This window comes from Paenibacillus lacisoli, from assembly GCF_030580655.1.
Classification (GTDB): Bacteria; Bacillota; Bacilli; order Paenibacillales; family Paenibacillaceae; genus Paenibacillus; species Paenibacillus lacisoli.
This window is the reverse complement of sequence record NZ_JAUQTB010000004.1, coordinates 127,062-153,007: the sequence shown is the minus strand read 5'-3', so window position 1 is coordinate 153,007 and position 25,946 is coordinate 127,062. Positions and strand designations below refer to the sequence as shown.

At 52.6% G+C, this 25,946-nt stretch carries 19 protein-coding genes; 10 read left to right on the top strand and 9 right to left on the bottom strand.

Annotated features, from left to right (window positions below):
* Nucleotides 1-166: 166 nt before the first annotated feature.
* Both Q5741_RS10095 and Q5741_RS10090 read right to left on the bottom strand, forming a co-directional pair.
* Nucleotides 167-2,179: a methyl-accepting chemotaxis protein gene (locus tag Q5741_RS10095; RefSeq protein WP_305023963.1), complete on the bottom strand. Its 2,013-nt coding sequence runs from the start codon at nt 2,177-2,179 to the stop codon at nt 167-169.
* A gap of 325 nt (nt 2,180-2,504) precedes the next feature.
* Nucleotides 2,505-4,556, bottom strand: a complete 2,052-nt coding sequence (locus tag Q5741_RS10090) for a methyl-accepting chemotaxis protein (protein ID WP_305023962.1) — start codon at nt 4,554-4,556, stop codon at nt 2,505-2,507.
* A 277-nt stretch (nt 4,557-4,833) separates the two neighbouring features.
* Between Q5741_RS10090 and Q5741_RS10085 the strand changes: the two genes are divergently transcribed.
* Nucleotides 4,834-5,727 carry a DMT family transporter gene (locus Q5741_RS10085; protein WP_305023961.1) on the top strand — a complete coding sequence of 298 codons (894 nt, stop codon included), beginning with the start codon at nt 4,834-4,836 and terminating at the stop codon, nt 5,725-5,727.
* Between the two features lie 444 nt (nt 5,728-6,171).
* Nucleotides 6,172-7,680, top strand: coding sequence for a multicopper oxidase family protein (locus Q5741_RS10080; RefSeq protein ID WP_305023960.1), 1,509 nt, complete (start codon nt 6,172-6,174; stop codon nt 7,678-7,680).
* Nucleotides 7,681-7,742: 62 nt separating this feature from the next.
* Here Q5741_RS10080 and Q5741_RS10075 read toward each other — a convergent pair whose 3' ends face one another.
* The gene (locus Q5741_RS10075; protein WP_305023959.1) at nt 7,743-9,542 is read right to left on the bottom strand and encodes an alpha-glycosidase; all 1,800 of its coding nucleotides are present in this window, start codon (nt 9,540-9,542) and stop codon (nt 7,743-7,745) included.
* A 193-nt stretch (nt 9,543-9,735) separates the two neighbouring features.
* On the opposite strand from Q5741_RS10075, the gene Q5741_RS10070 reads away from it, so the two are divergent.
* The 6 genes from Q5741_RS10070 (at nt 9,736) to Q5741_RS10045 (ending at nt 18,192) form a co-directional block, all read left to right on the top strand.
* Entirely contained in the window at nt 9,736-10,416 is a 681-nt protein-coding gene (locus Q5741_RS10070; protein ID WP_305023958.1) for a response regulator transcription factor, read from the top strand.
* Complete coding sequence (locus Q5741_RS10065) at nt 10,413-11,840, top strand: sensor histidine kinase (RefSeq protein ID WP_305023957.1); 1,428 nt, start codon at nt 10,413-10,415, stop codon at nt 11,838-11,840. The genes Q5741_RS10070 and Q5741_RS10065 overlap by 4 nt, the downstream gene beginning before the upstream one ends.
* A gap of 84 nt (nt 11,841-11,924) precedes the next feature.
* The gene (locus tag Q5741_RS10060) at nt 11,925-12,896 is read left to right on the top strand and encodes an ABC transporter ATP-binding protein (protein ID WP_305024063.1); all 972 of its coding nucleotides are present in this window, start codon (nt 11,925-11,927) and stop codon (nt 12,894-12,896) included.
* Nucleotides 12,893-13,606, top strand: coding sequence for an ABC transporter permease (locus Q5741_RS10055; RefSeq protein ID WP_305023956.1), 714 nt, complete (start codon nt 12,893-12,895; stop codon nt 13,604-13,606). The genes Q5741_RS10060 and Q5741_RS10055 overlap by 4 nt, the downstream gene beginning before the upstream one ends.
* Entirely contained in the window at nt 13,607-14,335 is a 729-nt protein-coding gene (locus Q5741_RS10050; protein ID WP_305023955.1) for an ABC transporter permease, read from the top strand.
* A gap of 395 nt (nt 14,336-14,730) precedes the next feature.
* Nucleotides 14,731-18,192 (top strand): PAS domain S-box protein, encoded by a 3,462-nt coding sequence (locus Q5741_RS10045; protein WP_305024062.1) that lies wholly within the window; start codon nt 14,731-14,733, stop codon nt 18,190-18,192.
* Nucleotides 18,193-18,283: 91 nt separating this feature from the next.
* Here the strand turns inward: Q5741_RS10045 and Q5741_RS10040 are convergent, their stop codons facing one another.
* Nucleotides 18,284-19,237, bottom strand: a complete 954-nt coding sequence (locus Q5741_RS10040; protein WP_305024061.1) for an L-lactate dehydrogenase — start codon at nt 19,235-19,237, stop codon at nt 18,284-18,286.
* A gap of 345 nt (nt 19,238-19,582) precedes the next feature.
* Here Q5741_RS10040 and Q5741_RS10035 point away from each other — a divergent pair, with 345 nt between their 5' ends.
* Nucleotides 19,583-20,356 (top strand): MerR family transcriptional regulator, encoded by a 774-nt coding sequence (locus Q5741_RS10035; RefSeq protein WP_305023954.1) that lies wholly within the window; start codon nt 19,583-19,585, stop codon nt 20,354-20,356.
* A gap of 92 nt (nt 20,357-20,448) precedes the next feature.
* Complete coding sequence (locus Q5741_RS10030) at nt 20,449-21,285, top strand: serine/threonine protein kinase (protein ID WP_305023953.1); 837 nt, start codon at nt 20,449-20,451, stop codon at nt 21,283-21,285.
* Between the two features lie 111 nt (nt 21,286-21,396).
* Here the strand turns inward: Q5741_RS10030 and Q5741_RS10025 are convergent, their stop codons facing one another.
* The 5 genes from Q5741_RS10025 to Q5741_RS10005 all read right to left on the bottom strand — a co-directional run bounded on the left by Q5741_RS10025 (nt 21,397) and on the right by Q5741_RS10005 (nt 25,917).
* Nucleotides 21,397-21,615, bottom strand: a complete 219-nt coding sequence (locus Q5741_RS10025) for a hypothetical protein (RefSeq protein ID WP_305023952.1) — start codon at nt 21,613-21,615, stop codon at nt 21,397-21,399.
* A 120-nt stretch (nt 21,616-21,735) separates the two neighbouring features.
* Nucleotides 21,736-22,425: a DUF4309 domain-containing protein gene (locus tag Q5741_RS10020; protein ID WP_305023951.1), complete on the bottom strand. Its 690-nt coding sequence runs from the start codon at nt 22,423-22,425 to the stop codon at nt 21,736-21,738.
* Between the two features lie 47 nt (nt 22,426-22,472).
* Nucleotides 22,473-23,621: a TolB-like translocation protein gene (locus Q5741_RS10015; RefSeq protein WP_305023950.1), complete on the bottom strand. Its 1,149-nt coding sequence runs from the start codon at nt 23,619-23,621 to the stop codon at nt 22,473-22,475.
* A 110-nt stretch (nt 23,622-23,731) separates the two neighbouring features.
* Nucleotides 23,732-25,219 (bottom strand): sensor histidine kinase, encoded by a 1,488-nt coding sequence (locus tag Q5741_RS10010; protein ID WP_305023949.1) that lies wholly within the window; start codon nt 25,217-25,219, stop codon nt 23,732-23,734.
* The gene (locus tag Q5741_RS10005; RefSeq protein WP_305023948.1) at nt 25,216-25,917 is read right to left on the bottom strand and encodes a response regulator transcription factor; all 702 of its coding nucleotides are present in this window, start codon (nt 25,915-25,917) and stop codon (nt 25,216-25,218) included. Before Q5741_RS10005 ends, Q5741_RS10010 begins: the two co-directional genes overlap by 4 nt.
* Nucleotides 25,918-25,946: the final 29 nt, after the last annotated feature.

Here is a 25,946-nt window from a genome sequence, read left to right as displayed (position 1 = left end):
ACGTTCCCCTCTCATCGTTATGTTTATACCCATAGTGACATATACGAGAAACAGAGGGGGCAGATGCTTAAGCCGAAGCGGCTGGGGCCCTGTACTGGGCGAATATACAAAAAAGCCTATGATTTTCGAAATGAAATTCATAGGCCTCTTTGAAACCGGGATGTATTTATAATTTGAAACGCTGTACCATGGTCTCCAGATTGACGGCCAGATCAGCCAGCTCCTGTGTCGAGCTTGAAATCTCCTCCATGGCAGCCATCTGTTCCTCGGCAGCTGCGGAAGTGGTTTGGGCACCATCTGAAGCACTTCGAGAAATATTGGAGAGCTGACTCACCGTGGCAGATACCTCTTGGGTGCTGGCAGAAATTTGCTCTGCAGCGGCTGAAATGCCCTGAATCTGTTCCACAATAGAAGAGGTGGACGTCTTAATATTCTCAAATACGACACCGGCTTCTTCGCTGACCTGAAGTCCCTTCTGTACCTGTTCACGTACATTTCCATTCATATCCGCGGTGGTCTGGGCAATCAGCACGAACATTTGGGTGATCGTGGCATTGATTTCATCGGCTGCCTGCTTGGATTGCTCAGATAGCTTGCGCACCTCGGAAGCGACGACAGCGAATCCGCGTCCGGCTTCGCCGGCACGTGAAGCTTCGATGGCCGCGTTCAGCGACAGAAGATTGGTCTGCTTCGCAATGGCTGCAATGCTGGCATTCATCAGCTTGGCTTCATCCGACAGCTTGGACAGGCCGTTGATCTTCTCGGAAGATTCACTCACCGCGCTCAGAATTTGATCCATCTGTCTGTGCATGCTGGAAATAACTTCTCCGCCGTGGGCGACATTGTGCTCGGTGCTGCCGGCAGCATCCACAATAGAAGCTGCAGATTCTGCGATCGAACCGATGGCGTGTGCCATCTCTTCAACAGCGACGGCTGTCTGTTCAGCGGCTTCTGCACCGGTAAGTGCCGAGCTGGCGGATTCGGCAGTCCGCTCCGCTACAAGCTGGACAGACTGGGCCGTCTGTTCCGTGCTCTCCTGGATGGTACGGGAGGCCGATGCGAGCTTGGCCGAAGTCTGACTGACCTCACTCACCATATTGTGCAGCGCGGCTGCCATCTGGTTAAAGTCATTTGCCAGTTCTGTAAACTCATTTCGGCCTTTCAAATGAACGCGTTCTGACAGAATACCGTCCCGCACGCTTTGAGTACCCCGCTGCAGCTTCTTCAGCGGGACGATGACCGAACGAACGATAAAGAAAATGAGGATCGCGGCCAGAACCATAGATGTTCCAATGACCGTAAAGCTGCGGATCATAATGGGTCTTGCTGCTTGGGTATAGTCCTCTTTATTGACTGCAGCTATCATATTCCAGCCTGTGATGGGCTCCACGCTGGTATAAGTCTCCAGCTCCATCCCGCTGATATTCATAGTCGATTGATGAACAGCCGCCGCAGCCGGTGCTCCGGTCTGTGGAGGGGCATTCTGGGCATCCGATTCCTGATTGGGGGCAGATGCCTTCTCGGCCTTCACCAGAGGCAGGCCATCGACCTTTTGCGCTGCTTTTATACCGGATTTGATAAGCCTCTCGGAAGCCCCAACAACTTTACCGTTTACATCTGCGATCAGCAGGGAACCGGTCTCGCCGATTTTAGCGGATTTCACCGTCTCGTTCAGGCGGTCCAGAGATATATTGAACGTGATGACTCCTTTGCCGTCAGGCAGCGTCTTGGATACGGTGACAATCAGGTTCCCTGTGGAAACGCTGATCTTCGGCTCGCCAATCATGACCTGTCCGGGTGCTGCCATAGCTCTGGTGTACCAGGCCAGTTTGCGCGGATCATAATCGGTTTTGTTGTCGGCCGGCGATTTGATGTAATTCCCGTTTCCATTACCGATGATGATAGCATCCAGTTCCGGGTGAGTGCCTCGGATTTCTTCCAGCCGCTCTCTGCCTTCTGTGCTTCCATAGGCAGAATCAGAAGTGAACTCCCGTGAGAACAACTCCAGGTTATTCACGACCGGGGTAACATATTGAAACAGGTTGTTCCGCATCATATCCAGACTGTTCTGAACGGCGAACGCCATCTGGTCATGGACTTCATTTTTAGCACTTTGATAAGAAAAATAGCCGATAAGTACACTTGGTATGATCAGAACTGCACAGAAAGATGCTATCAATCTGGCTCGAATTCTCCGAATGCTCCATTTTCTCGCGGTTTCTGTCATCCTGGATCCCCAGGACCTCCGCGACCCCCGTTTGCTCATGTTTACTGCTCCCTTTTCATCAAGTATAGTGTTGTTCTTTATTTCGACATTACATGTGCTTTTATGTAGGATCATAAGGGGTGAAGAGGGGTTAAAGAGGTTTTTTTGAGTCTAAAGACTTAGATTGCAGGTGAGATGATATACGCTTTCAGTATTTTCATGAAAGTTCCAAATTTAAAAAAATATATTATACAAAGAGCCCCCCATCGCAGGATGGGAAGGCTCTCATGCGTAAGAATTACAGTTTGAAACGCTGTACCATTTGTTCCAGGTTGACCGCCAGGTCTGTCAGCTCCTGGGTCGAGCTTGAGATTTCCTGCATGGCTGCCATCTGCTCTTCGGCCGCGGCGGAGGTGGACTGTGCACTGTCTGAGGTGTGGTGGGTAATGTGAGAGAGCTGGTTCACAGTAGCAGATACCTCCTCGGTGCTTGCTGAAATCTGCTCTGCCGCTGCAGAAATACCCTGAATCTGCTCCACAATGGAAGAGGTGGACAGCTTGATGCTCTGGAATACCGCACTGGCTTCCTCACTGACCTGAAGGCCTTTCTGCACCTGTTCGCGGACATTACCGTTCATGGCTGCAGTGGTCTGGGCGATCAGCACGAACATTTGGGTAATCGTCGAATTGATCCGGTCAGCAGCCTGCCGGGACTGCTCAGACAGCTTACGCACCTCGGATGCGACGACGGCGAAACCGCGCCCGGCTTCACCGGCACGGGAAGCTTCGATCGCCGCATTCAGGGACAAGAGATTGGTCTGTTTCGCAATAGCTGCAATGCTGGCATTCATCTGCTTGGCTTCATCCGACAATCTGGACAAACCATTAATCTTCTCGGAAGAGTCACTAACGGCATTCAGAATCTCATCCATCTGACTCTGCATACTGATCATAACCTCTCCGCCGCGCGCAACATGATCTTCGGTAACGCTGGCAGAATCCACGATCGAGGTGGCGGATCCGGCAATGGAAGCGATGCCCCGGGCCATTTCATCGACCGCGACGGCTGTCTGCTTGGAGGCTTCGGCGCCTGTCCGTGCATGCTCAGCAGATTCAGAGACATTTTCAGCTACATGCTGGACAGACAAAGTTGTCTGCTCTGTACTCTCCTGGATGGTACGGGAAGCTGAAGCCAATTTGGCGGAAGTCTGGCTGACTTCATCAACCATTTGGTGCAGGGAGGAGGCCATCTGATTGAAATCATCCGCTAATTCGGTAAATTCATTCCTGCCTTTCAAAAGCACGCGTGCTGCCAGATCACCATCGCTGATACTGCGGGTTCCGGCCTGCAAGCGATTCATCGGGATCAGGAAAGATCGGACCATGAAAAAGATCAAGATGGCGGCTCCGACCAGAGAAGCCGCAATAACGATAAACGTACGGATCAGAATCGGAAGAGCGGCTGTTGTATAATCCTGTACGCCGACAAATCCGTTCAGGCTCCAGCCGGTCGTCGGGTCGGCAAAAGAATAGATTTCAAGCTTATATCCAGATAAGTCGACGGTTGAGAAATAAAAACCTTCTTCATCGGGTTTTGGCTGTTCCGAGCTAGATGCAGCAGCGGATTCACTGCCTGGCATGGGCTGTCCCGGCTTATAGCCAAAGTAGTCAATCAATACCGAGGAAGCTGCCACCACGCGCCACTTGGTATCAGCTACAAGAACTGTTCCCGTTTCGGCGACGGTCATCTTTTTGATGAGCTCATTAAATTCCTGCATATTCAGGTCAAAAGTGATAGCCCCTTTTCCATCTGAGAGAGCTTTGGAGATTTCAACAATGATATGTCCGGTCTGCGGATTCGGTTTGGGTTCGCCGATGACCACCTTCCCGTTTGCTGCAAGAGCTTTTTTGTACCAATCCTCATTGCGTGGGTCATAATCGGCTGCTGCAGCGCCGGAAGATGACGTGTAAGAGCCGCTGCCGTTACCGATCACGATCTCATCGATATCTGTATGGGCAGCCATGAACTGTTTAATGAGACTACCTACTTCACTTCCGCCGTAGGCTGATTCTGAGTGAAACCCGGCAGAGAACATCTCAAGGTTATTAATAACGGGCTTTATGTAGCTCGCAGTATTAGACTGAAGCAGCTTTAGACTGGTTTTAGTGGAAGCCACCATCTGTTCCCGGATCTCCGTTTTGGCACTCTGGTATGAGAAATAACCGATTAATATGCTCGGTACAATCAAGACAGCACAGAAAGATGCAACCAGTCTTGTGCGGATTTTACGAAACCCCCATTTTTGCAGACCTCCTTTCAATTTGTTAAGCCATGAGCGTTTTTTCTCCATCTTCGTACTCCCTTTGTCATATTAGATATGTACTATTTCGACAAAATACATCATTATATGTAGAAACTTGAGATGTTTTTTCTAAATAAAAGCAACATTTATAGACTATAGACCTAATTTATAACGGTAAATGTGTGAATATGTAATTATCGATGGTGTGGAGGGGGAGAGAATTGCATTAAATTAAAGATGGTCTCAAGACCGGGGATATGATAGTTTTATTACTGCACTAACCATCTAAGGGATGTGTGTATCAGGAAGGAAAGAAGGTGCCTGTTTGCCTCGTCAATTATACATAGCTCTCATTATGCTCAGTCTGATCTGGGGCGGATCGTTCTTTTTTATTAAAAATTTGCTGAATGACTTCGGACCATGGACGATAGCTTTTCTGCGTTCTGCTTTTGGCCTGCTGTTGATTATGGCTGTTATGCTGGTGACCCGGGAGCCTCTGGGCTTGCGTAAAGTCAAGTGGCTGACCGCCTTCATCGTGGCTATGGTGAATATGGCCGTGCCCTGGACGCTAATCGGATTCAGTGAGACACGTCTGGCCAGTAATGTGGCTTCGGTCATGAATGCGACGACGCCAATATGGACTCTGCTGGTGGGCCTGCTGTTCTTTGGTACAGTTGTCCGCGGGATGCAGTGGCTCGGTATGGGCATTGCGATGGTGGGGCTCGTCATCCTGCTGGGAATTACACCAGGCTCGCTGACAACAGTGGATCCGCTGGGCTTTGCGGGTATGCTGTCGGCAACCTTATGCTATGCGGTGGGCTCGCAGCTGTCGAAACGATTCCTGAGCGGTCTGTCGATGTTTCAGCTTAGTTTTGCAACCCTTCTGGGGGCGGTGATTGGCAGCGGAGTGCTCGCGGTGTTGACGGAAGACATGAATCTGGGAAGCGTGCTGAAGCCAGCCAATCTCGGTGGATTGATCGGATTGGGTGTGTTCGGATCAGGAGTGGCTTATATTCTGTTCAATTACATGATTCTGAAGGGCAGTCCGGAATTTGCGACATCGGTGACTTATCTGGTGCCGGCTACGGCGATGATCTGGGGGTATACACTGCTGGATGAGCCGGTGGGGTGGAATTTGATTGCGGGTTTGGTGTTGATTTTGGGAGGGGTTTTTGTTGCTGGTAAAGCTTTTCGGAGAAAAGCTGCTTCGAGAGCATAGGCTTAGCTTTTCGGAGAAAAGCTGCTTCGAGAGCATAGGCTTAGCTTTTCGGAGAAAAGCAGGACTCTTCTAAATATTTTAATGAAAATCTCTTGTCTGGTCTGCGGCTGAAGCCGCGGGGACTCTGACAAGGGATTTTTTGTAGTCTACTGTTATGTCCGAATAGTAAACGTGTAGCTGGAAGGCGAGCAGTCGGCCCCGAACTTGAACAAGAAGAAGGAGGGTTTTTGAGACGGTTAATGCACCTGAATAATGTCTCGCAGTTATTTGTCGCATCAGCCATTCTGCAATCATACGGACTATATCTGTAGTAAACCGGTGTAATAAAATGGACAAAACCACGGCGTCTAAGAAGCCGGGATTCTGATAGACTGGAGATGAAGAGAACAAATTTGAATTGAATGAAAAAGAACGGTCTGGAAGTTGAAGGGAGTTTTTAGCGTAATGAAGGGTAGAAAGTCATTTTTATATATGGCAGCGGTTATTGGAATGGTTTTGATACTGGCAGGCTGCAAAGATCAGGACGGACAGGCGGGTGCAGCCCATCATGATGGCCATCAGAGTACAGTCTCGTCCCCATCTGCTCAGGACACAGCCTCCAATCCAACGGCGTCCCCAGTAACGACAGTGACCACCACCCCTGAAATTTTGCATGGGCCGGTCATCCGCCTGACAGCTGAGGAATCCAACCTGGATCCGGGTACAGGCGAGAAGATCCCGGTATGGACGTATAACAATAGTGTTCCTGGACCACAGATTCGTGTGAAGGTTGGCGAGACAGTAAAAGTCATACTGACGAACAAGCTGCCTGTACCGACGACCATTCACTGGCATGGAGTGCCGGTGCCGAATGACCAGGATGGGGTACCCGGGGTAACGCAGGATGCGGTAGAGCCCGGGCAAACCTTTACGTATGAGTTCAAAGCTACGACCCCAGGAACATACTGGTACCATTCCCATCAGAACAGCGTACAGCAGGTGGATAAGGGATTGTACGGGGCATTCATTGTGGAAGATCCGAAAGATACAGCGGACCGTGATTATACACTAATGCTGGATGAATGGTTTGGGGCCTCCAATCTCTACACGATTAATGGCAAAACGGGTCATGCTGCCGAGAAGCTGACCGCCAAACCAGGTGAGAAGGTACGCATCCGGATGATTAACGCAGGATCACTGCGGCATGATATGTACTTGAAGGATCAGATGCTGTCCGTTGTTGCTACAGACGGTCAGCCTGTGAATGGCCCGCAGCCGTTCAAGGACAAGCTGATCGGTATCGCTGCAGGGGAACGATATGATATCGAATTTACGATGCCGGCCAGCGGAGGGACGGTCCTGGAGGACCGCAGCGAGGGGGATTTAGCTAAAGGGATGACAGCGCAAATCGTAACGGAGGGGAGTAGCTCTCCGGAGGTGCCTTCCACAGCGGCTTCCGCAGCATCACAAGGAAACAGGCAGCTATCCCTTTTTGATTACAATTCCTATGGTACAGCGGCCAAGCCGAAATTCAGCTTGAACGAGCAGTACGACAAGGAATATATCCTTGAGCTGGGAACGATGCAGCATGACAACGGCGTGATGTATACGATCAATGGTAAAGCTTTTCCCGATGTCCCTCCCATTACGGTGAAGGAAGGTGACCGGGTAAAGGTGAAGATGGTCAATCAATCCCAAAATGATGATCATCCGATGCATCTGCACGGCCATACTTTTCAGGTGCTTGAGCGCAATGGAGTTCCTTCGTCCGGAGCGCCGATCATGAAGGATACGGTTGACCTGCAGCCCGGAGAGGAAGTGACCGTTGCCTTCCTGGCGGATAATCCCGGTTACTGGATGTACCATTGTCATGTCCTGAGCCACGCCTCCAAGGGTATGATGATTGATGTAAACTATGAGGGCTACCAATCAGCCTATCAGCCGGATGAGCATGCTCACAATATGCCTGAATAACATGAAGAACCCCATCACAGGGATGCCCGTGATGGGGTTCTTTGTCTCTCTAAACGATGGACTTAGATCTCCTTCAGGACCAGATAACCGAATGGCTTCAATTTCGTTTCCAGCGTTCCGTTTCTGTAAACGAAGTCATCGTGGCCAATCAGCGTCTTCCAGTCTCTGCCCTCCACGCTGACCGTGATGGTCTGCGGTTCTTCGCTGCGGTTCATCAGAATGATGGAACGCTCGGCACCGGATTGGCGCGTGCTTGTCCCCGAGCCTTCCTGATCCACACTCTGGTCCGCCGCTTCACTGGTCCGTTCGAATACCAGAATGCCGCTGCCGGCATCGGCCTGCAGGAAATTCAGGTGGCCCGAGCGCAGTGAAGGATTAGCCCGACGAGCAGCAATGAGCTCCTTGTAGAAACGGAGAAGCTCCAGGTCCTGCTGCTCCGGTTCCCAGATCATACACCCGCGGCACTCCGGATCCGGGCCTCCATCGAGGCCGATCTCATCACCATAGAAGATGCAGGGTGCTCCCATGTAAGTGAACTGGAATACGGCAGCGAGGCGCATTCGGCGCTTGTCACCCTGACAAAGGGTCAGCAGACGGGGAACATCATGACTGTCCAGCAGGTTAAAGGCGACATCTGTCGCCGGCTGGGTATAACGGGCCATCTGGTTGCCAATCGAGAAGGCGAAATTCTGGGCATCAACATCATCTTTGACGAAGAAGTCGACAACCGCAGTTGTGAACGGATAGTTCATCGTGGCATCAAATTGGTCGCCCTGCAGCCATTCCGCGGATTCGTTCCACATTTCGCCCAGAATGTACGCCTCCGGATTAGCCTGTTTGACCGTCCGCCGGAAATCACGCCAGAACGCATGGTCTACCTCATCCGCCACGTCCAGACGCCAGCCGTCCATGCCCACTTCACGGATCCAGAATTCGGCTACCTTAAGCAGGTATTCCTTCACTTCGGGATTTTCGGTGTTCAGTTTTGGCATCATCGGCTCAAAGGAGAAGGTTTCATAACTGGCTGCGCCGTCCTTCACCTCCAGCGGGAAGCTGTGGATGTGGAACCAGTCCTTGTACCGGGAGTGCTCTTCGTTCTTCAGCAAATCCACGAACGGGGCGAACGTGCGGCCCGAGTGGTTGAAGACGGCATCCAGAATGACACGAATACCGCGGTCATGACAGGCCTGCACCAGCTTCTTCAGCAGCTCTACATCGCCAAAATGCGGATCTACCTGCAGATAGTCCTCCGTGTCATACTTGTGATTGGTTGTAGCCGTGAAGACTGGCGTAAAGTAAATTCCGTTGATGCCCAGATCAGACAGGTAATCGAGATGGTCAAGCACCCCCTGCAAATCCCCGCCAAAGAAATTATCTGTGCGAGGTTCCCCGCCCCAGGGCTCTGTACCCTTCGGATCGTTAGAAGGATCGCCGTTCGCGAAACGTTCCGGGAAAATCTGATAGAACACGGTGTCCTTCACCCACGCAGGCGGCGAGTAAATATCCACGTGATTGATATACGGGAACTGGAACAGATTGTCCGGCCCTGTAATAGGCTTATCGACAAAATCATTCTCATTCAGCCAGAGGGTCTCATCTCCGCTCTGAAGCTGGAAGCCGTATTTCATACGGCGGAAAGGCGGCTTGACCGAGCCCTCAAAATAATCAAACCGCTTGTCGGAAGCGAATTTGACCAAAGGGACAGTCTGGGTGGTGCGTTCCCAGTCATACTTGTCACCGGTTATGGCATGTACCTCGGTCAAATCCCCTTTTTTGGCCCGCAGGCGAAGACGGATGGTATCCGGGTCCAGGGCATAAGCCCAGTTGCGTTTAGGTTGATGATAAATAGCTTCGAGCAGCATCGTTAATTCCTCCCTGTTTAGAAAAGTATGGCAAGCCTATGTACAGATCATGCATGCTGCCAGTGAAGAATGGAATAAAATCCCGTGTTCCTCATTACCCAGACCCTGTGATTATTAACACAATGGCGGCCGGCAAATAAGGCAAATGGTATAATGCAGGGGACGAATGTTGAATAAGGAGAGATTATAAGCGATGTCCATGCAGATTTTATTAATTGAAGATGACCATGAAATCGGCAGCTGGGTGAGCAGGAATCTGGAGGAGAAAGGCTACCAGGTGACCTGGCTGCTGAGCGGGGAACAGGCTGTTGAAGCAGCGGAATCATGCAGCCTGGCCATCCTGGATGTCATGCTGCCTGGTCTGGATGGTTTTACGATCGGACAGCGGTTGAAGAAGGAGTACCCGGGTAAGCCTGTAATGATGCTCTCTGCCCGTACTTCGATTGACGACAAGCTGCAGGGGCTGCAGTTTGCAGATGATTACATGACGAAGCCCTTCCATCCGGATGAGCTGTCTGCGCGGATCGAAGTGCTGCTGCGGCGGTCCGGTGAAGCCGGCTCTTCAGGCCCTCTGCAGCTTCAGCATCTCAGTGTATATGAAGCAGATAACCGGATCATCCATGCAGAGACCGGCGAAGAAATCCTACTGACAGGCAAGCAGTACCATATCTTCGCTTATCTGCTGCAGCATCTCGGACAGATTAAGACGAAGGAGCAGATTTACGAGGCCGTCTGGGGCGAGCAGTACCTGGAAGGGGACAAGACATTAATGGTACATATCCGGTATTTGCGTGAAAAAATCGAGAAGGACCCTGCATTCCCGCGAGTTCTGGAGACTATCCGCGGTGTCGGCTACCGGGTGAAACGCGGATGAAGCAGCTCAAGTCCCGGATTGTCAGCCGCTGGACACGGCAAGGCATCGCAGAGACAGCCGTCAAGTTCCGGCAATCCCTGCTGTTCCGCTATCTGATGATTCTGCTGGGGGCATTCATTCTGCTGCCGATTGTGCTGCCGCTGGTGTCGGTCATATATATCATTATTGGCAACTGGATCAGCCATTCGCAGTATGAAACACCTTACGGAGGCAGCACTAGTGTAACTCAGCGATGGCATCAGGAAGCCGGGAAGCTGGATCATGCTTCACCGGACCAGATCTCCGGCCGGCTGCGCGAACTGAATAAGGAATATCCGGAGGCCACTCTCTTCTGGGTGGACTCCGGGGGAAGAACACAGTACATGCTGCCTGAGAATGCAGAGATTCCTGCCTACTGGAGTGCTGGTGAGGCTATTCGGTTTATGAAACAGGCCGTACAAGCGGGAGACCCTTTCACGGTTGTTGCATTTATTGGTGATACCGACAACGCCAACCAGGGATTTATGGTACTCGAAATGCCCTCGTCCGCGCTGCAGCCCACCTATGGTGCTCGTATCGATCTGACCTATTTTGCACTGATTACTTTGTTCATTCTTGTGATCTTCCTGTCCTTCTCACTCGTTTTCTTCATCCGGATCCGGCGCAGGCTGGTTGCCCTACAGGAAGCTATGGCGGATCAGGGGGAGAATGGCATACCCGCTAAAGTTGCAGTTACACGTGCGGATGAGATCGGACAGCTGGAGAGCGGGTTCAACCGGATGATAGAGCAGCTGGCCGAGGCACGGCGGCGGGAGCGCGAGGAAGAGGAACTCCGCAAGAAGGTGGTGGCCGAAATATCCCATGATATCCGTACACCCCTTACGGTCGTCCGGAGTCATTTGTATTCCCTGCAAAAGGAGCCCATCAGCCCGGCTGGAAAAGATTCACTGCAGCTCATGGAGAGTAAGCTGGACAGTCTGGGAGGTATGATCGACAACCTGCTGTCCTACAATCTGCTGGTGAGCGGACGCTATACACTTCACCGGTCCAGACAGGATATTCTTCGCCTGGTGAGAGAATGTGCGGCGGCCTGGTACCCGCTCTGGGAGAGGGAAGGCTTTGAGGTCGATATCGAGCTGCCGGATGAGCAGCTGATCTGGGATGTGGACAGCAATGCAATCCGGCGGATTCTGGATAACTTGTTCCAGAATGCAGTGCGGCATGCCAGAGAAGGAGCCTACATCGGGATTCGAGCTGAAGTGTACAAGGGTGCTGCAGCGGTAGTCATCGCTGACCGGGGGCCCGGCCTAGGGGGAGCCTCCTCCGCGAAGGGGGCGGGGGTCGGTCTTGCTATTGTGGAGCTGTTAGCGAAGGAGATGGGACTGGAACGGGAAATGATCAGCACGCCGGAAGGCACCTCTGTTTATCTGTATCCGCAGATTTAAACAAAACTTAAACTTCATCCACCCTCTGCTTTAACCTCGCCGGGCTATGATGGGATTCGAGGTGATAAGCAGATGAATCCGAGTATGACTTGGAAGGAAAATCCAGTTAACCATGCAATCAACAAGCCCGTGAACAAGCCCGTTGACAAGCTCATTATAGAGACAAGGGAATTATGGAAGACCTACCGCAGCCGTGCGGCCGTCAAGCATTTGGACCTGCAGATCAGGCAGGGGGATATCTACGGCTTTCTCGGGCCGAATGGAGCAGGTAAAACAACAACAATCCGTATGCTGCTGGGTTTGATCCGGCCGACACGGGGATCTATCCGAATCTTTGGCAAGGATATCCGTAAGGAACGGATGGATATCCTGCGCCGGGTCGGTTCGCTGGTCGAATACCCTTCGAATTATGGGCATCTGAATGCCATTGAGAATCTGGAGGCAATCCGGCGGATCCTGGATGTGCCGCGTTCTAGAATCGATGAGGTTCTCTCCATCGTCCGGTTGACCGCTCATGCCAAGCGCCCGGTCAAGGGCTATTCTCTTGGGATGAAGCAGCGTCTTGGAATTGCTGCGGCTCTGCTGGGTCAGCCGGAGCTGCTCATCCTGGATGAACCTACGAACGGTCTGGACCCTGAAGGTATCCAGGAAGTACGCGAGCTGATCAAGGAGATGCCGCGTCAGCGCGGAATTACCGTTCTTGTCTCCAGTCACCTGCTTGGAGAAGTTGAGCAGATGGCGACTACAGTCGGGATTATCCGCGAAGGTGAGATGGTGTTTCAGGATACGATTGAGAGTCTCCATCAACAGGCAGCCGGCGGCATACGGATCGTGGTATCGGAACCGGAGGATGCCCAGCATCTCGCCCGGGAGTGCGGTTATCACAGTACGAAAAGCGGAGCAGCGCTGGAGTTCGGCCAGATGAATGATGAGGCTGTCTCCCTGCTGGTGAAGCGTCTGGTGGAGAACAGGCATGCCATATACCGTGTCGAGGAGCAGCGCCGCTCGCTGGAGGATCTGTTCCTGCAGGTGGTCGGCAGGGGGGCGTCCTTATGATGGCCCGAAGTATCGCTGCAGACCTGCTGAAGATTCGCAGGAAGGGGCTGTGGTTCCTAGTGTTCCTTGCTCCGCTTGGACTGACTGCGATGCAGGCCCTGAACTTTGGTCTGCGTTATGACTACCTGACGAAGGTTTATGCAGACGATCTGTGGGGCGGATTGATCGATAATGTGGCTAACTTCGTTCCGCTGGCCCTGATCATGGGAGCCACCTTGCTCTCATCCATGATTGCGAATGTGGAGCATATGACAGGTGCCTGGAAGCAGCTGCTCGCTCTGCCTGTATCAAGAGCAGCCGTATTCGCGGCCAAGCTGGCCGTCGTTATCGGTCTGCTGGCCGTATCCTGTCTGCTGCTGTCTGCGGCAACAGCGTGCCTCGGGATCATCTTGAGCTTCGGTGAAGGCATGCCTGTACTGGCCCTGCTGAAGCTTGGGTTATATCCTTTGGCAGCGGCTCTGCCAGTTGTCGCACTGGAATGCTGGGTCTGTGTCGTCTATCGTAATCAGGCGCTTCCTGTCACGATGGGGCTGACACTTGCCATCGGCAGTCTGGCAGTGGCCGGCTATACGAAGTGGATTCCGCTGGCTTGGCCGGTCGTAGCCTGGCGCGACCCGGAAGGGTGGAAGTTCGCGGCAGCTGGAGCTGCACTTGCGCTCGTCGTCTATGCGTGCGGGCAGCTGCATTTCAATCGAAGGGATGTGGCGTAGATGATTTCGACTTATTTCCGGCTGCTCTCGACGGAACGTCTGAAATTGATGCGCTCGCCGGTATGGCTGCTTCTTCTGATCAGCCCGGCGATTGCCCTGCTGCTCGGCGTTACACAAGGAGGCGGGGCCGGTTGGCCGGAACTGCTGCTGATGATGGTTTATGGCCATGCGCTGCTGTTTCTGCCCATAATGACCGGTGTGCTGGGAGCTTTCGTCTGTCGCTTCGAACATGCCGGGGGCGGCTGGAAGCAGCTGCTGGTGCTGCCGGTATCCCGGACAGGGCTGTATATTGCCAAATTCACAGTCATTATGCTGATGCTGGCCATTCTGCAGCTGCTGTTCCTGGGGGCTGTCTTGGCTGCCGGCTGGTTCCTTAAGCTCAGCGGACCGCTGCCCTGGTTCATCATGGCGAAAAGCCTGATGCTGGGCTGGATTGCCTGTATGCCGCTGGCAGCCCTGCAGCTGCTGGTATCCTTCCTCTGGAGCAGCTTTGCTGCCCCTTTGGCTCTTAATATTGCGCTGACGATACCGAACATGCTGATCATTAACTCGCAGCACATCGGCCCGCTGTATCCTTGGGCACAGCCATTGCTGCTCATGATTCCTTCCGGCGGCGAGCAGTTCGGTGCATTCCAGGTACCTCTGCCGACAATCTTTACGGTGGTCATCTGCAGCTTGGCCCTGTGCATGGGCGCCGGATGGTTTACATTTAATCGCAAAGAAATTTAGAAGCGAATTACCCCGGCTTCGATACAGCGGAGCCGAAATCGCAGACTGACATCACGTGAATAAGGATTTTCCCGCAGACAAGACGGGAGAATCCTTATTTTTCGTGGTAACCCGGTACAAATTCGCCCTATTTTAGTTAAAATATTGTATAATTTGACCGACTATCACCTTTTTAGCTGCACTTCGCTGACAGTATTCGTGCTTTATTTCCACCCGTTCATTGTGCCCGGCAGATGTTTATATGGTGAAGGGGAGGGATGGAGAGAGCCGTATGCGGGCGGTGAATGATATAGATACAACGAATGAGAGTGGTTGGATGACGACTTATCATTTTCCTGAACTATCGTAGAGGAAGAAGGTGTGCCTAAGTGGACAGACTTGGAATGTTGAAAAAAATGATCTCGGAGAATGGCAGCTACCGTTCACTTTACGAAAATTTTCCTGACGCCGTATACACGCTTGATATCGAAGGCCGCTATGTAGCGGCGAACCCTGCCATTGAACACCTGACGGGATACCCGGCAGACCGGTTTGTGCAGATGAAGCCCTCAGATCTATCCCCGCCGGATGATGTTGCCCAGCGCAACCGTCATCTGCAGCATGCTTTACAAGGGGAAACGGTTCATTTTGAAGGCTCTATTCACCACAGAGAGGGCAGAATTGTTCTTGCAGAGTTTACTTACGTTCCAATCGAAGCCGAGGGACAGGTCATAGGTATTCATGCCATTGCCAAGGATATTACCGAAGCCAGAGCCAATCAGCTGATTCTGAAAATGACAGAGGAAATGTATCAGGTTCTCGCCGAAAGTGATAAGGATCTGATTGCCTGGATTGACCCGAGCGGTGTCCTTATTTACGTGTCTGCTTCGGTAGACCGGCTGCTTGGTTATACAGCAGACGAAGTGATGGGCCGTAAGGTTACAGATTACTGCCATCCGCAGGATATGTATCTGTTGAAGGTATCTACTCTGCATGGTGGGGTATGTACGGTGCGTATCCGTCGCAAAGATAACAAATATATCTGGCTGGAAATGGCTTACCGGCCCATCTGGAATGATAAGGGTGAACTGGAGAAGCGGATCGGTATCTGCCGTGATGTCACCTCCCGCAAGCAGGCGGAGGAAGAACTGCGCCGCAGCCAGGAGATGCTCGTACAATCCCAGCGGATTGCCAAGATGGGCTCTTGGGAATGGGATTTGCAGCGCAAGAAGTTGAGTTGTACTGATGAACTTGCGCACCTTCTCAAGCTGCATACCAAGGATCCGGCAGTGATCATGGAATATGTGCTGGGCAATATTTATACGGAAGATTATAACGAGCTGGTCCGGCGATTCAGGGCTGCTGTCAAACACAGGCAGTCGGTATCGCAGGAGATCAGGCTCAGGATCAAGGATCAGCCTGACATCATCCTGTTCGTCCAGGCCAATGTGGAAGAGGAAAGGGATGAAAGTGTAGTAATCCGAGGTATTCTTCAGGATGTAACCGAATACAGCCGGATGAAGCAGCAGCTGGTAGAGCGTGAGAAACTATATCAGCTGATGGCTGAGAATTCTCAGGATTTCATAACTATTCATGATGCCCATGGCCGGCATGCCAATTTTCTCTACGCCTCACCGGCTGCACTTCCGCTTCTCGGCTATACGCCGGAAGAGATGGTCGGCACCAGTGTGTTCGATTATTACCATCCTGATGATGTAGAGCTTGTAGAGGAATATCTCAAGGGGATTTTGCATCACGAGACGAACATTCCCGTAACCTATCGCATCCGCCACCGGGATGGCCGCTATATCTGGTTCGAGAGTACCGGCAAGTATGCGGTAGATGCTCTGACTGGGGATATTCGGGAGATCGTAGCGATCTCGCGGGATGTGACCGAGCGTGTAGAGTCGGAGAGACGTCTCAAGGAAAGTGAGCAGCGTTTCAAGTCGCTGTTTGAATATCATCCTTTTGCCGTATATGCCTTCAATCTGCAGGGAGAGTACGACTCGGTGAACAAAGGGCTGGAGCAGCTGCTCGGTTACACCAAGGAAGAGCTGGTCGGGCAGAGCTTCAGCATGGTTCTGCCTCAAGAGGAACTGCAGAAGGTAGGAGCCTATTTTAATGCAGCAAGGCATGGTGTTCCGCAAAATTACGAGACTCGTGTTATTCATCGCAGCGGAGCTCAGGTTGAGATTGCGGTGACCAATGTGCCGATCATTATTGAAGGAGAGACGGTCGGCGTCTTCGGTATTGCCAATGATATTACAGAGCGCAAGCAGCGCATGGAACAGATCCAGGAGCTTAGCAACCGTCATGCTCTTATTCTGAATTCCGTTACCGAAGGCATCTATGGGCTGGACCGAGAGGGCAGAACGATGTTCATTAACCCGGCGGCCTCCACGATGCTGGGATATGCTTCCGACCAGATTATCGGCACACTGACACACAGCCTGGTTCACCATACCAAAGCGAATGGCAGCCTGTATCCGCTCGAGGAGTGTCCTATTCATCTGACCTTGAAGGACGGCATGCCCCGTGCCATACAAGAAGAGGTGTTCTGGCGTTCAGACGGCTCCACCTTTCTGGTAAACTATCAGGTAACTCCAATCCTGGAGAATGGAGAAGTACAGGGAGCTGTGGTCGTCTTCCATGATGTGACGAACGAGCGGGAGATTATCCGGGCGAAGGAATTCGCCGAGCAGACCGCCCAGGCCAAAGCGGAATTTCTCGCTATGGTCAGCCATGAGATCCGGACGCCGATGAACGGGGTGATCGGTATGACCGATCTGCTGCTCGATACCACACTCGATGAGGAGCAGCGCAACTATGCGGACATTATTCGTCAAAGCGGCAGCTCGCTCCTGGCGATTGTGAATGATATTCTCGATTTCAGCAAAATTGATTCGGGCAAGCTGGAGCTGGAACAGGAGCCTTTCGACCTGCGGGATACGGTGAATCAGGTCATTCAACTGCTGCAGCCGCGCACTGAGGAGAAGCATCTTCAGCTCACTAGCTTTATTGAAGAAGGAATTCCGGAGAATCTGATCGGCGATGCTCAGCGGGTCCGGCAGATTCTGGTGAATCTGATCGGCAATGCAATTAAGTTCACGGAATGCGGATCTATTGAAGTCAGGCTGGCCGGAAGGCAGGGGGTTGGTCCCGGGGAGTATATGATACAAGCCGAGATCAGAGATACGGGCATCGGTATACCAGGGGACAAAATCGGATTGCTGTTCCAGTCCTTCTCCCAGCTGCATCCGGTAATCACCCGTAAGCACGGCGGCACAGGACTCGGGCTGGCCATCTGCAAGCGGCTGGTTGAGCTGATGGGCGGCGCCATTGGGGTAGACAGCGAAGAAGGTGCAGGATCCGTGTTCTGGTTCACCCTGCTGCTGGGCAATATGGACCCTGATCAGCAGCCGCTGGAAGGTGGAAGCGAGCTGGCCGCGGCAGGTGAATCTGCAGCTCTGGAGCAGCAATTGTCGCCAAGGCTGGATATTCTGGTGGTCGAAGACCATCCCGTTAACCGGGAGCTGCTGTTGAAGCTGCTGGAGAAGCTCGGCTATGAGGCGGATTTCTGCACGAATGGAATGGAAGCCATCGAAGCCGTGACGCGCAGGGAATACGATCTAGTGTTCATGGACGTGCAAATGCCGATTATGGACGGAATCAAGGCAACCGCGCTGATCCGCCGGCTGCTGCCGGAAGACCGGCTGCCTGTTATCGTAGCCGTAACAGCCTATGCACGGCCGGAGGACCAGGAAAAGTGCCTGCGCAGCGGCATGCAGGATTTCATCAGCAAGCCGATCCATTTGAATGAGATATCCAGGGTGCTGGATCGCTGGGGGTATTTAACCCGCGGCAGGACGAATGGATAATCGGACACGGCAACGACTCAAAAAACTCCCGGAGCTATGAGAGCTTCGGGAGTTTTTTTGTCTACAATCAAAGAAAAGCTAACAGAGAGGGTCAGGAGATCGCGAGGCTGTGAATTCCGCCGCGGATGACGTGACAGGACTGCTCCAGCTTGGCGGCTTCTTCCGGCGTCAGCTGCAGCTCCAGCACTTCCTGGATTCCGTCACCGCCGATAATGGCAGGCACGCCGACGCAGATATCCTTTTGTCCGTATTCTCCGTCCAGAACCGCCGATACTGCAATGATCTTGTGCTCATCATTCAGGATCGCCCTTGCAATATAAGCCAGGGCATTGCCGATACCAAAATGTGTGGAGCCCTTGCGGGTAAAAATTTCCCAGCCGGCATCCTTCGTCTTGCGTGCGATATCCTCCAGATCAACATGCTGGAACCGCTCCTTGTGCTGGTCCAGAATATGCAGGATCGGCTTGCCGCCAATGGTTACATGGGACCAGGCTACAAATTGGGATTCTCCATGCTCACCCAGCGCATAGCCTTGAACACTGCGGGGGTTAATAGAGAAGACATCCGACAGCAGCGTCTTCAGGCGTGCTGAGTCGATAGAGGTTCCTGTTCCGATGACCTTGCTGCGCGGGAACCCGGAGATGCTCTGTACAAGATAAGTTACGATATCGACGGGATTGGCCGCAATAATGAAAATACCCTGGAACCCCGATGCCATGATGGCTGTTACAATCTCCCGGGTAATCACGGTTGCTGCATCCAGCACGTCCAATCTCGTCTGATTTGCTGCAGGATTGGCGCCAGCTGTCAGGATAATCACATCCATGGAACCGCAGTCTTCGTAGCGTCCGGCATAAACCTTAGTGCGGTTATGTGTGAAATCCATACAGTGGGATAGATCCAGTGCCTGTGCTAAAGCCTTGTCATAGGTCCGGTCCACCATCATAATTTCATCGCAGATCGACTGATTGATCATGGAATAGGCACAGCTGGATCCGACATTCCCTGCACCGATGATCGCGACTTTTCTAGTTTTTCCTTTAATCATGTTACGCCTCCATACCGAATCCAAAATGTATTATGAATATTAAGATATGCGTATGTTCAAGTTTACGTTACATAAGATAACACAGTTTTGTGCTATTTAACAATCAACATGCTGTAAAGCGGCAAAGGCGTTAAGTATATTGACATAAAACAGGAATAATTACAAAGAACCGTTTGATTTGTTCCCCGACAAAACTTCTTAGCAATCCCTAATATTAGAAGAAATTTGCCAAAGGACATTAAAAGCCTCCTATAGAATTGGAAAAGACAAGAAATTTTACAATGTCTTGCGATGGGGTTCAGTCCTGAGGCAATAACCATTTTTATTAGGGAGGTAAGGCACATGATGGATACAAAGGCAACGTCGGCCGTCGCCAAAGGAATGGGGATTGGTGCCAGTACCCTGCGAAAGTACGCAGCGGCTCTGGAAGAACAGGGGTACCGTTTTGAGCGGGCAGCCAATAAATCGAGATTGTTCAATCCGGAGGATATTGAAACGGTTCGCGGGATGATGACCGTCCTGCGTGAGCATAATCTGTCACTGGTGCAGGCGGCGAGTGCAATTCTTGGCATGGAGGATAACCAAAATGCCATAAAGGCGGACACCCGGCCAGCAGCTGTAAGCCTGGAGCAGGAGAGGGAACAGGAGCATGAACAGGTATTCGCTGCAGAGCCGGCAGGATCTGATCCGCAGGAGCCTGGTTTCTTTGAAGAAGGCATGAACAGGGATACCGAATTCATGATGAAGGAAAACCGGGAAATTTTGCTGCAGGAGATTGTCAACGAAGTCATATCTTATGTGCCGGAAGAGGCGGTTATAAACGAGACTGATGTGCAGGAGGCTGCTGTGGTGCCAACTGCTGAACTGCACACCCTTGAGGAGCTTCACAACCGGATCCGTGAGCTGGAGGAGCAGCAGCAGGCCCTGGTGGAGATGAATGCCAGTCTGCTGAACCAGCTGGAGGAACAGCGCAATTGGATCAAGGAGAAGATGGATGGCGAGCGGGACCGGCAGCTGGTCACCAATCTGCGCACGTATCAGGGCAGGAAGCGCAAGCCGCGCAGTTCGTTCTTCACGTTGTTCGGATTATGGAACAAAAAGCATCGGGAGGCTTGACGATTGCAGGCTGTCTGGCGTGAATTCCAAGGAAGGAGCCGTTATAATGGTGCCAAGAAGAGCCGGCTTGCATGCCGGCCCAAGGAGGAACCATGCTCAAATCCTATTGGCGCGGCGCTTATGAAGCCTGGTTGGATTATCCTTTACGCAAAGGGATCCTGCTGGCAGAACGTTATGAAATCATCGATTATATAGGAGTTGGCAGTTATGGATTAACCTATCGCTGCCTCGACAGACTGAGCGGTCTGAAGGTAGCGGTCAAGATGGCCAAGCGCAGCAAGGGTCCGCGTGCAGAGCGTATGCTGCAGCGGGAAGCCGGCATACTGGGCTGCATGGACCACCCGTGTATTCCGAAGCTGATGGAGTTGACGGAATATCGGGGAAGGGCCTGTATGGTGTCCGCCTATTTGACAGGATCTACGCTGGAGGATCTGATTTTTGGCGAAGGACGCCGCTTTACAGAACGGGAATGTCTGCAATGGACGCTTCAGCTGATGGATGTGGTCTGTCATGTGCATGAACAGGGTTATGTGCATATGGATGTGAGGATTCCTAATGTAATTATGCGTGAAGGAGAGACCTGCCTGATTGATTTCGGCTTGGCCCGGCGCCTGGGCGGGGAGAGCGAGGAGGAACGGTTGATGGTAGATGCCATGATGCCTGAGCGGGACCCGGAGCGCCAGGCTCCGGAGGTGCGTACGGATTTGTACGACATCGGGCATTTCATGCTCTTCATGCTGTATTCCAGCTATGATCCGGCACCGGGACAGGCGCCAGCAGGCTGGCAGGAGGAGCTGCATCTGCATCCAGGTACAAGGGTTGTACTTGAGCGGACACTGCAGCTTGCAGTACCGTATCACGATTCGGCTGATTGTGTAAGGGATTTGCAGTCTGTCCTGAATCGGCTGAAAACCGACGGACCAGCATAGGCTGTTTTACAAAGACGGTGCGCAGATGACGTGCTGTCTTTTTTGTGTGTAAGGATAAAAAAAGGCATTCCGGCTTCTGAGAGCCGGAATGCCCTGGGCGTGTTCTGCCGATTAGCTTGAAGAGAAGCTCCGGCGTCTGTCTTTGTAATAATCGTGGCCGCGGCGGCCGTGGCCATATCTGGCATCCGAAGAAGAATGGCGGTGGAGAGGGCGTTTACGGGAACTGCTGGAATGGCGCTTATAATAATGGCCTTTGCCAGAGCTGCTGTGGTGCTTTTTGCGGGAGTGGGAGGCGGAGTGAAGCAGCCTGTTCATAAGATCCTTCAGCATCGTCGATTCCTCCTTTCCGTACGCCGGGTCCTTGGATCCGCGACCGCTGCGCACTGGTTTTCTTCTATTACGCATTGGCAGAATGAAGGTTTCGTTGTGATGGTCTATTTGATTCGACTGTTACGGTGTCAAGGATTCAAACCATAAGGTCAGATAAGATACCCGAAGTGTCTTTACATGGTATTGGAAGGACAAATGGTACACAGGCCCAACCGTAGTGGGAATATCATAGACAGCTTCAGCGGTCCCGGCTTGATCCTTGGAAGTATCGTTTATCTGAGCGGGTTTGCCGATCTCCTTCATCACGTTGTTCATATGGAGCTTCTGATACGGGGCCGCGCCGGACTCGATCTGTACAACTTTGTCGCTGCCATCGAGAGTAAGCGTGGTTTGTTTGCTCTCGTAGGTCCAGAGTCTGCCGCTCGTCCCGTCCTGGGGCTGTCCCCACAGCTGCAGCAGAAGGTCGCTCCCCGTGCCCAGTTGAATTTCCTGGGGCAGATGAGGCAGTGTCCCCTTCTTGGCCGAGCTTAAGGTGGACGCTGCAGACATGCCCGGCGCGGGTTGTATGCTGCTGCCATCGTCATCGCTCTTAGAGTCGGACGGTGCCGCTGATGGATTGCCGCTGGACCCTTGGCTTGATGGGCTGGTTGCGGAGGGTGCGGGCTGCTGTACAGGTGCCTGTTTCTGCGGTACCGGCGCAGTACTGCCGCAGGCTGTGCAAAGGCTGAGAGACAAGGCGGCGGCTGCCGCGGTCGATAAGGTTCGGCGAGGCCATAAGATCGTCAGTTTATTAAGTTTATCGGTAAACATGAACTTCAGATCCTTTCGAATAAGGGGGTCAGAATTGACGATATACTTTATTGGCTGAAAGTATAGATGTACGTTGTTGTGCTGTCCTGATCCTTACGGCTGCTGTTGACGGTCAGCATCAGCCGGTCACTGGATGGGCTCCAGCGTACAGGATATACAGGGGGAGCTAAATCGTTCACGGGTACAACCTGGCTGGACGACAAATCCATGAAATAAGTACCGTTCAGCCCCCCGCTTCCCGCTGTGTAAATGCTGAATGCCAGCTTGCTGCCATCCGGCGACCAGGCTGGGCACTCGACTAACGTACCTCTGGCAATGACAACTCCTTCATCCGGCTTATGCAGATCAATGAGCCTCAGAACCTCCTGCGAGGTATCGGCCCCAGAGGGACTCATATTTTCAATAATCGCCGCATACCTATTGTCCCGGCTGATATCAAAATCCGTTACACGCGCCTGTGACAGTCTGGTGGTCTGCAGCGGAGTGTTGACAGGCATAAGAGTCAGGTGTCCATCTCCATCTAAAGTATATAATGAACGGTCACGCTGCCGGAGATCCAGAATACCGCTCTCGGCTGCTTTCGCAGGGATCGGGGTGACGGTACCCTCCGTACGGATACTGAGCAGTGAACCTGACCCGTCCGCTAATGTAAAAGAATCACGGGACGCCCAGTCTCCCTTAATAATTCCCGGCTCCAGTGCAATCTCGACGGATTTCCCGGAGCCCAGATCCAACATATAGCCTGACGCGTCATACTTGTCTTTGTTAAAAACAGTGACAAAAGCATGCTTCTGATCCGGTGAAATCCATTGGACACTGCTGCCCGGTTCCCAGTCAGAGGTTGATCCGGTATCGAGCCTCAGCACTGAGGTGATATCAGAAGTAACAACTGGGGCTGTCGTCGAACCTTTCTCAGGCGCGGCCGACGTGATTTTCACTGTGGATGTAATGACAGCTTGGTTGGATAACCAGTTCAGACCTGTCTGTCCATCCAGCTTCGTAATCTGATCGATGCGCTGGTAAGCGGCTGACCGGCTAACCGATGGCCCCAGCACTGTGAGTCTGACGCCATCGCCAACGGTGGTCGTCTTCCGGCCGTCAGGAGTTCCGGCTGCACAGGCGGTAGCGGAGAGCAGAAGCAGCCCGCAGACGGTTGTGGCCCGAACCCGTTTCAGAGCTGTGCTGTTCTTCTTCATCATGTCATCACTCCTCTGTGGATTGACTATAGTGTAGCCGTCACTCGTTTCGGTGCCATATCGGGATGTTTCCAAGTTGTAAACAATTTGTGCACAAGCTGTTGATTTGTTTATAGTTTTTCGCCAGAATCAGTTATCCACAGTGGATAACTGATTCTGAAGGTGGTAAGCCCGCCCGGATCATCGATCACTTCGATACGTCCATGCTGCCGCTCAACCAGCTGCCGGACCAGAGGAAGTCCAAGCCCAGTCCCCCCGCTCAGGCGCGACCGGTCCGGGTTTACGGTAAAGAACGGCTCAAAGACTTTTTCTCTGTATTCAAGCGGAATGCCGCTGCCTGTATTCTGGATCATGATCTGAACATACCCGTTCGCTTGGAATGAATTCAGCCGGATCAACCCGCCGGGTTCGTTGTACTTGATGGCATTATCCAACAGATTCATGAATACATGATTAAGGCTCTCGCGATCGGCACAGATAAGAGCGGATTCCAGATTCAAGTGCAGCTGCAGCTGATGCTGCCGGAGCTTCCCCTGCAGCCTGCTGCAGGCCTCCTCCAGCGCATTTTTCACGTCTACCTCTTCGGGTATATTCTCAAAATCATAGCTCTCCAGCTGTGACAGCCGGATCACCCGGTCAATCAGATCGGTCAGACGCTCCGCTTCCCGGGTGATGTTCTTTGCCGCATCCTGCTGCAGATGAACATCATCACCATAGAGCTGCAGCAGGTCTGCATAAGCTCTGATGGAGGTTACCGGTGTCTTGAACTCATGGCTGATGTTTCCTATAAACTGCTTCTGCTGCTGCTCCAGCAGCTGCAGCTTCTCCACAGCCAGCTGCAGCTTGCTCTGTTCATCCTCTAGGCTTACAATCTGGGACTCGATCGTACGACTCATTTCATAGATGCTTCCGTCCAGATCGCCAAGCTCATCCCGGCGCTTCAGGACAGGGCTGCTCAGGAAATGATTCTGCCGGATGGAATAGGCCGCTTCCTTCAGTTTGCGCAGCGCAGCCGTCTGACGGGTCATGAAGAGATAGCCGAGCACCAGGCCAAGCAGGGTCACTGAAGAACCGGAAATAAGAAGGAGGCGCTGGATATAACGATAAAAATCATGCTGGCCCTTGATCGACGTTTCCAGCTGGATGACGCCGAGCAGACCATTTGGTCCCTGAACGGGAGAGAAGTATTCGACAAGATCGTTATCCGTTACATAGGCTATCTGTCCGGCCAGGGCATGCTGCAGAGCCTGCTCTTCGATCCGCCGAACCCCGGCTGGGGCAGAGTTTCCCTGCTCCTGACCAGCTGTGTCGTAGATGACGACAGGCAGGCCAGCTGCCGCCCCGAGTTCGACAGCCAGCTCCTGGCCGTATTGAGCCATGAAGGCAGCCGGGGTCAGTCGTGTTCCGGTGACATAGAGCTGCCGTACATGCAGGGCTGCTGTGTCGCTCTGATGCTGGAGGCTCTCTTCCAGCTGCCGGGTCTGATCCGTGCGGATGCCGTGCAGAACGAGCAGACTCAGAATCGCAACAGCCGTTACGAGAACGAGAGCGGTGGCGGCGGTCAGCTTCCAGGTTAGACCGAAAGGGTTCCTGCTCATCGTTGTACCGCTTTATAACCAACCCCGTAGACGGTTTGCAGGATCCGCTGATCCGTGTCTTCAATTTTTTTGCGCAGACGCTGAACATGAATATCTACTGTACGTGTACCGCCCGCGTAGTCCATTCCCCATACAAGGTCAAGCAGATCATCCCGGGAATAGACCTTCTGAGGGTTTGTCAGCAGCAGAGCCAGCAGATCAAATTCCTTGGGGGTAAGCTCAACTTCATTATCGTCCAGCAGCACCTGCCTTGAATCCGGAATCAGAGTGACACGGCCGCTGCTCACAGATCTTGGGGCTGAGGATTCAGCAGCATACGAGCCCTTCGCCATCCGTCTTGCGAGAGCCTTGACCCGTGCTGTTACCTCCCGGATATCGAACGGCTTGGTCATAAAGTCGTCTGCACCGAGCTCCAGTCCCAGCACCTTATCCACAATGTCATTCTTGACCGTCAGCAGGAGAATGGCCGGTGAAGGTCCAGGCCGGTTTATCAAAGCCCTGCATACATCATAGCCGTTCATCACAGGCATCATCACATCCAGGATCAGTACATGCGGCCGCAAGGTATCCACCTTCTGCAGGGCTTCCTCCCCGTTCAGGGCCGTCTCCACCTCAAAGCCTTCTCGGCCTAGGGCATAGGCAATAGCTCCGGAAATACTCTGTTCATCATCAGTAACCAGCACACGCAGTTTATCCACACCAAATCCTCCCGTCTTGCAATCTATCG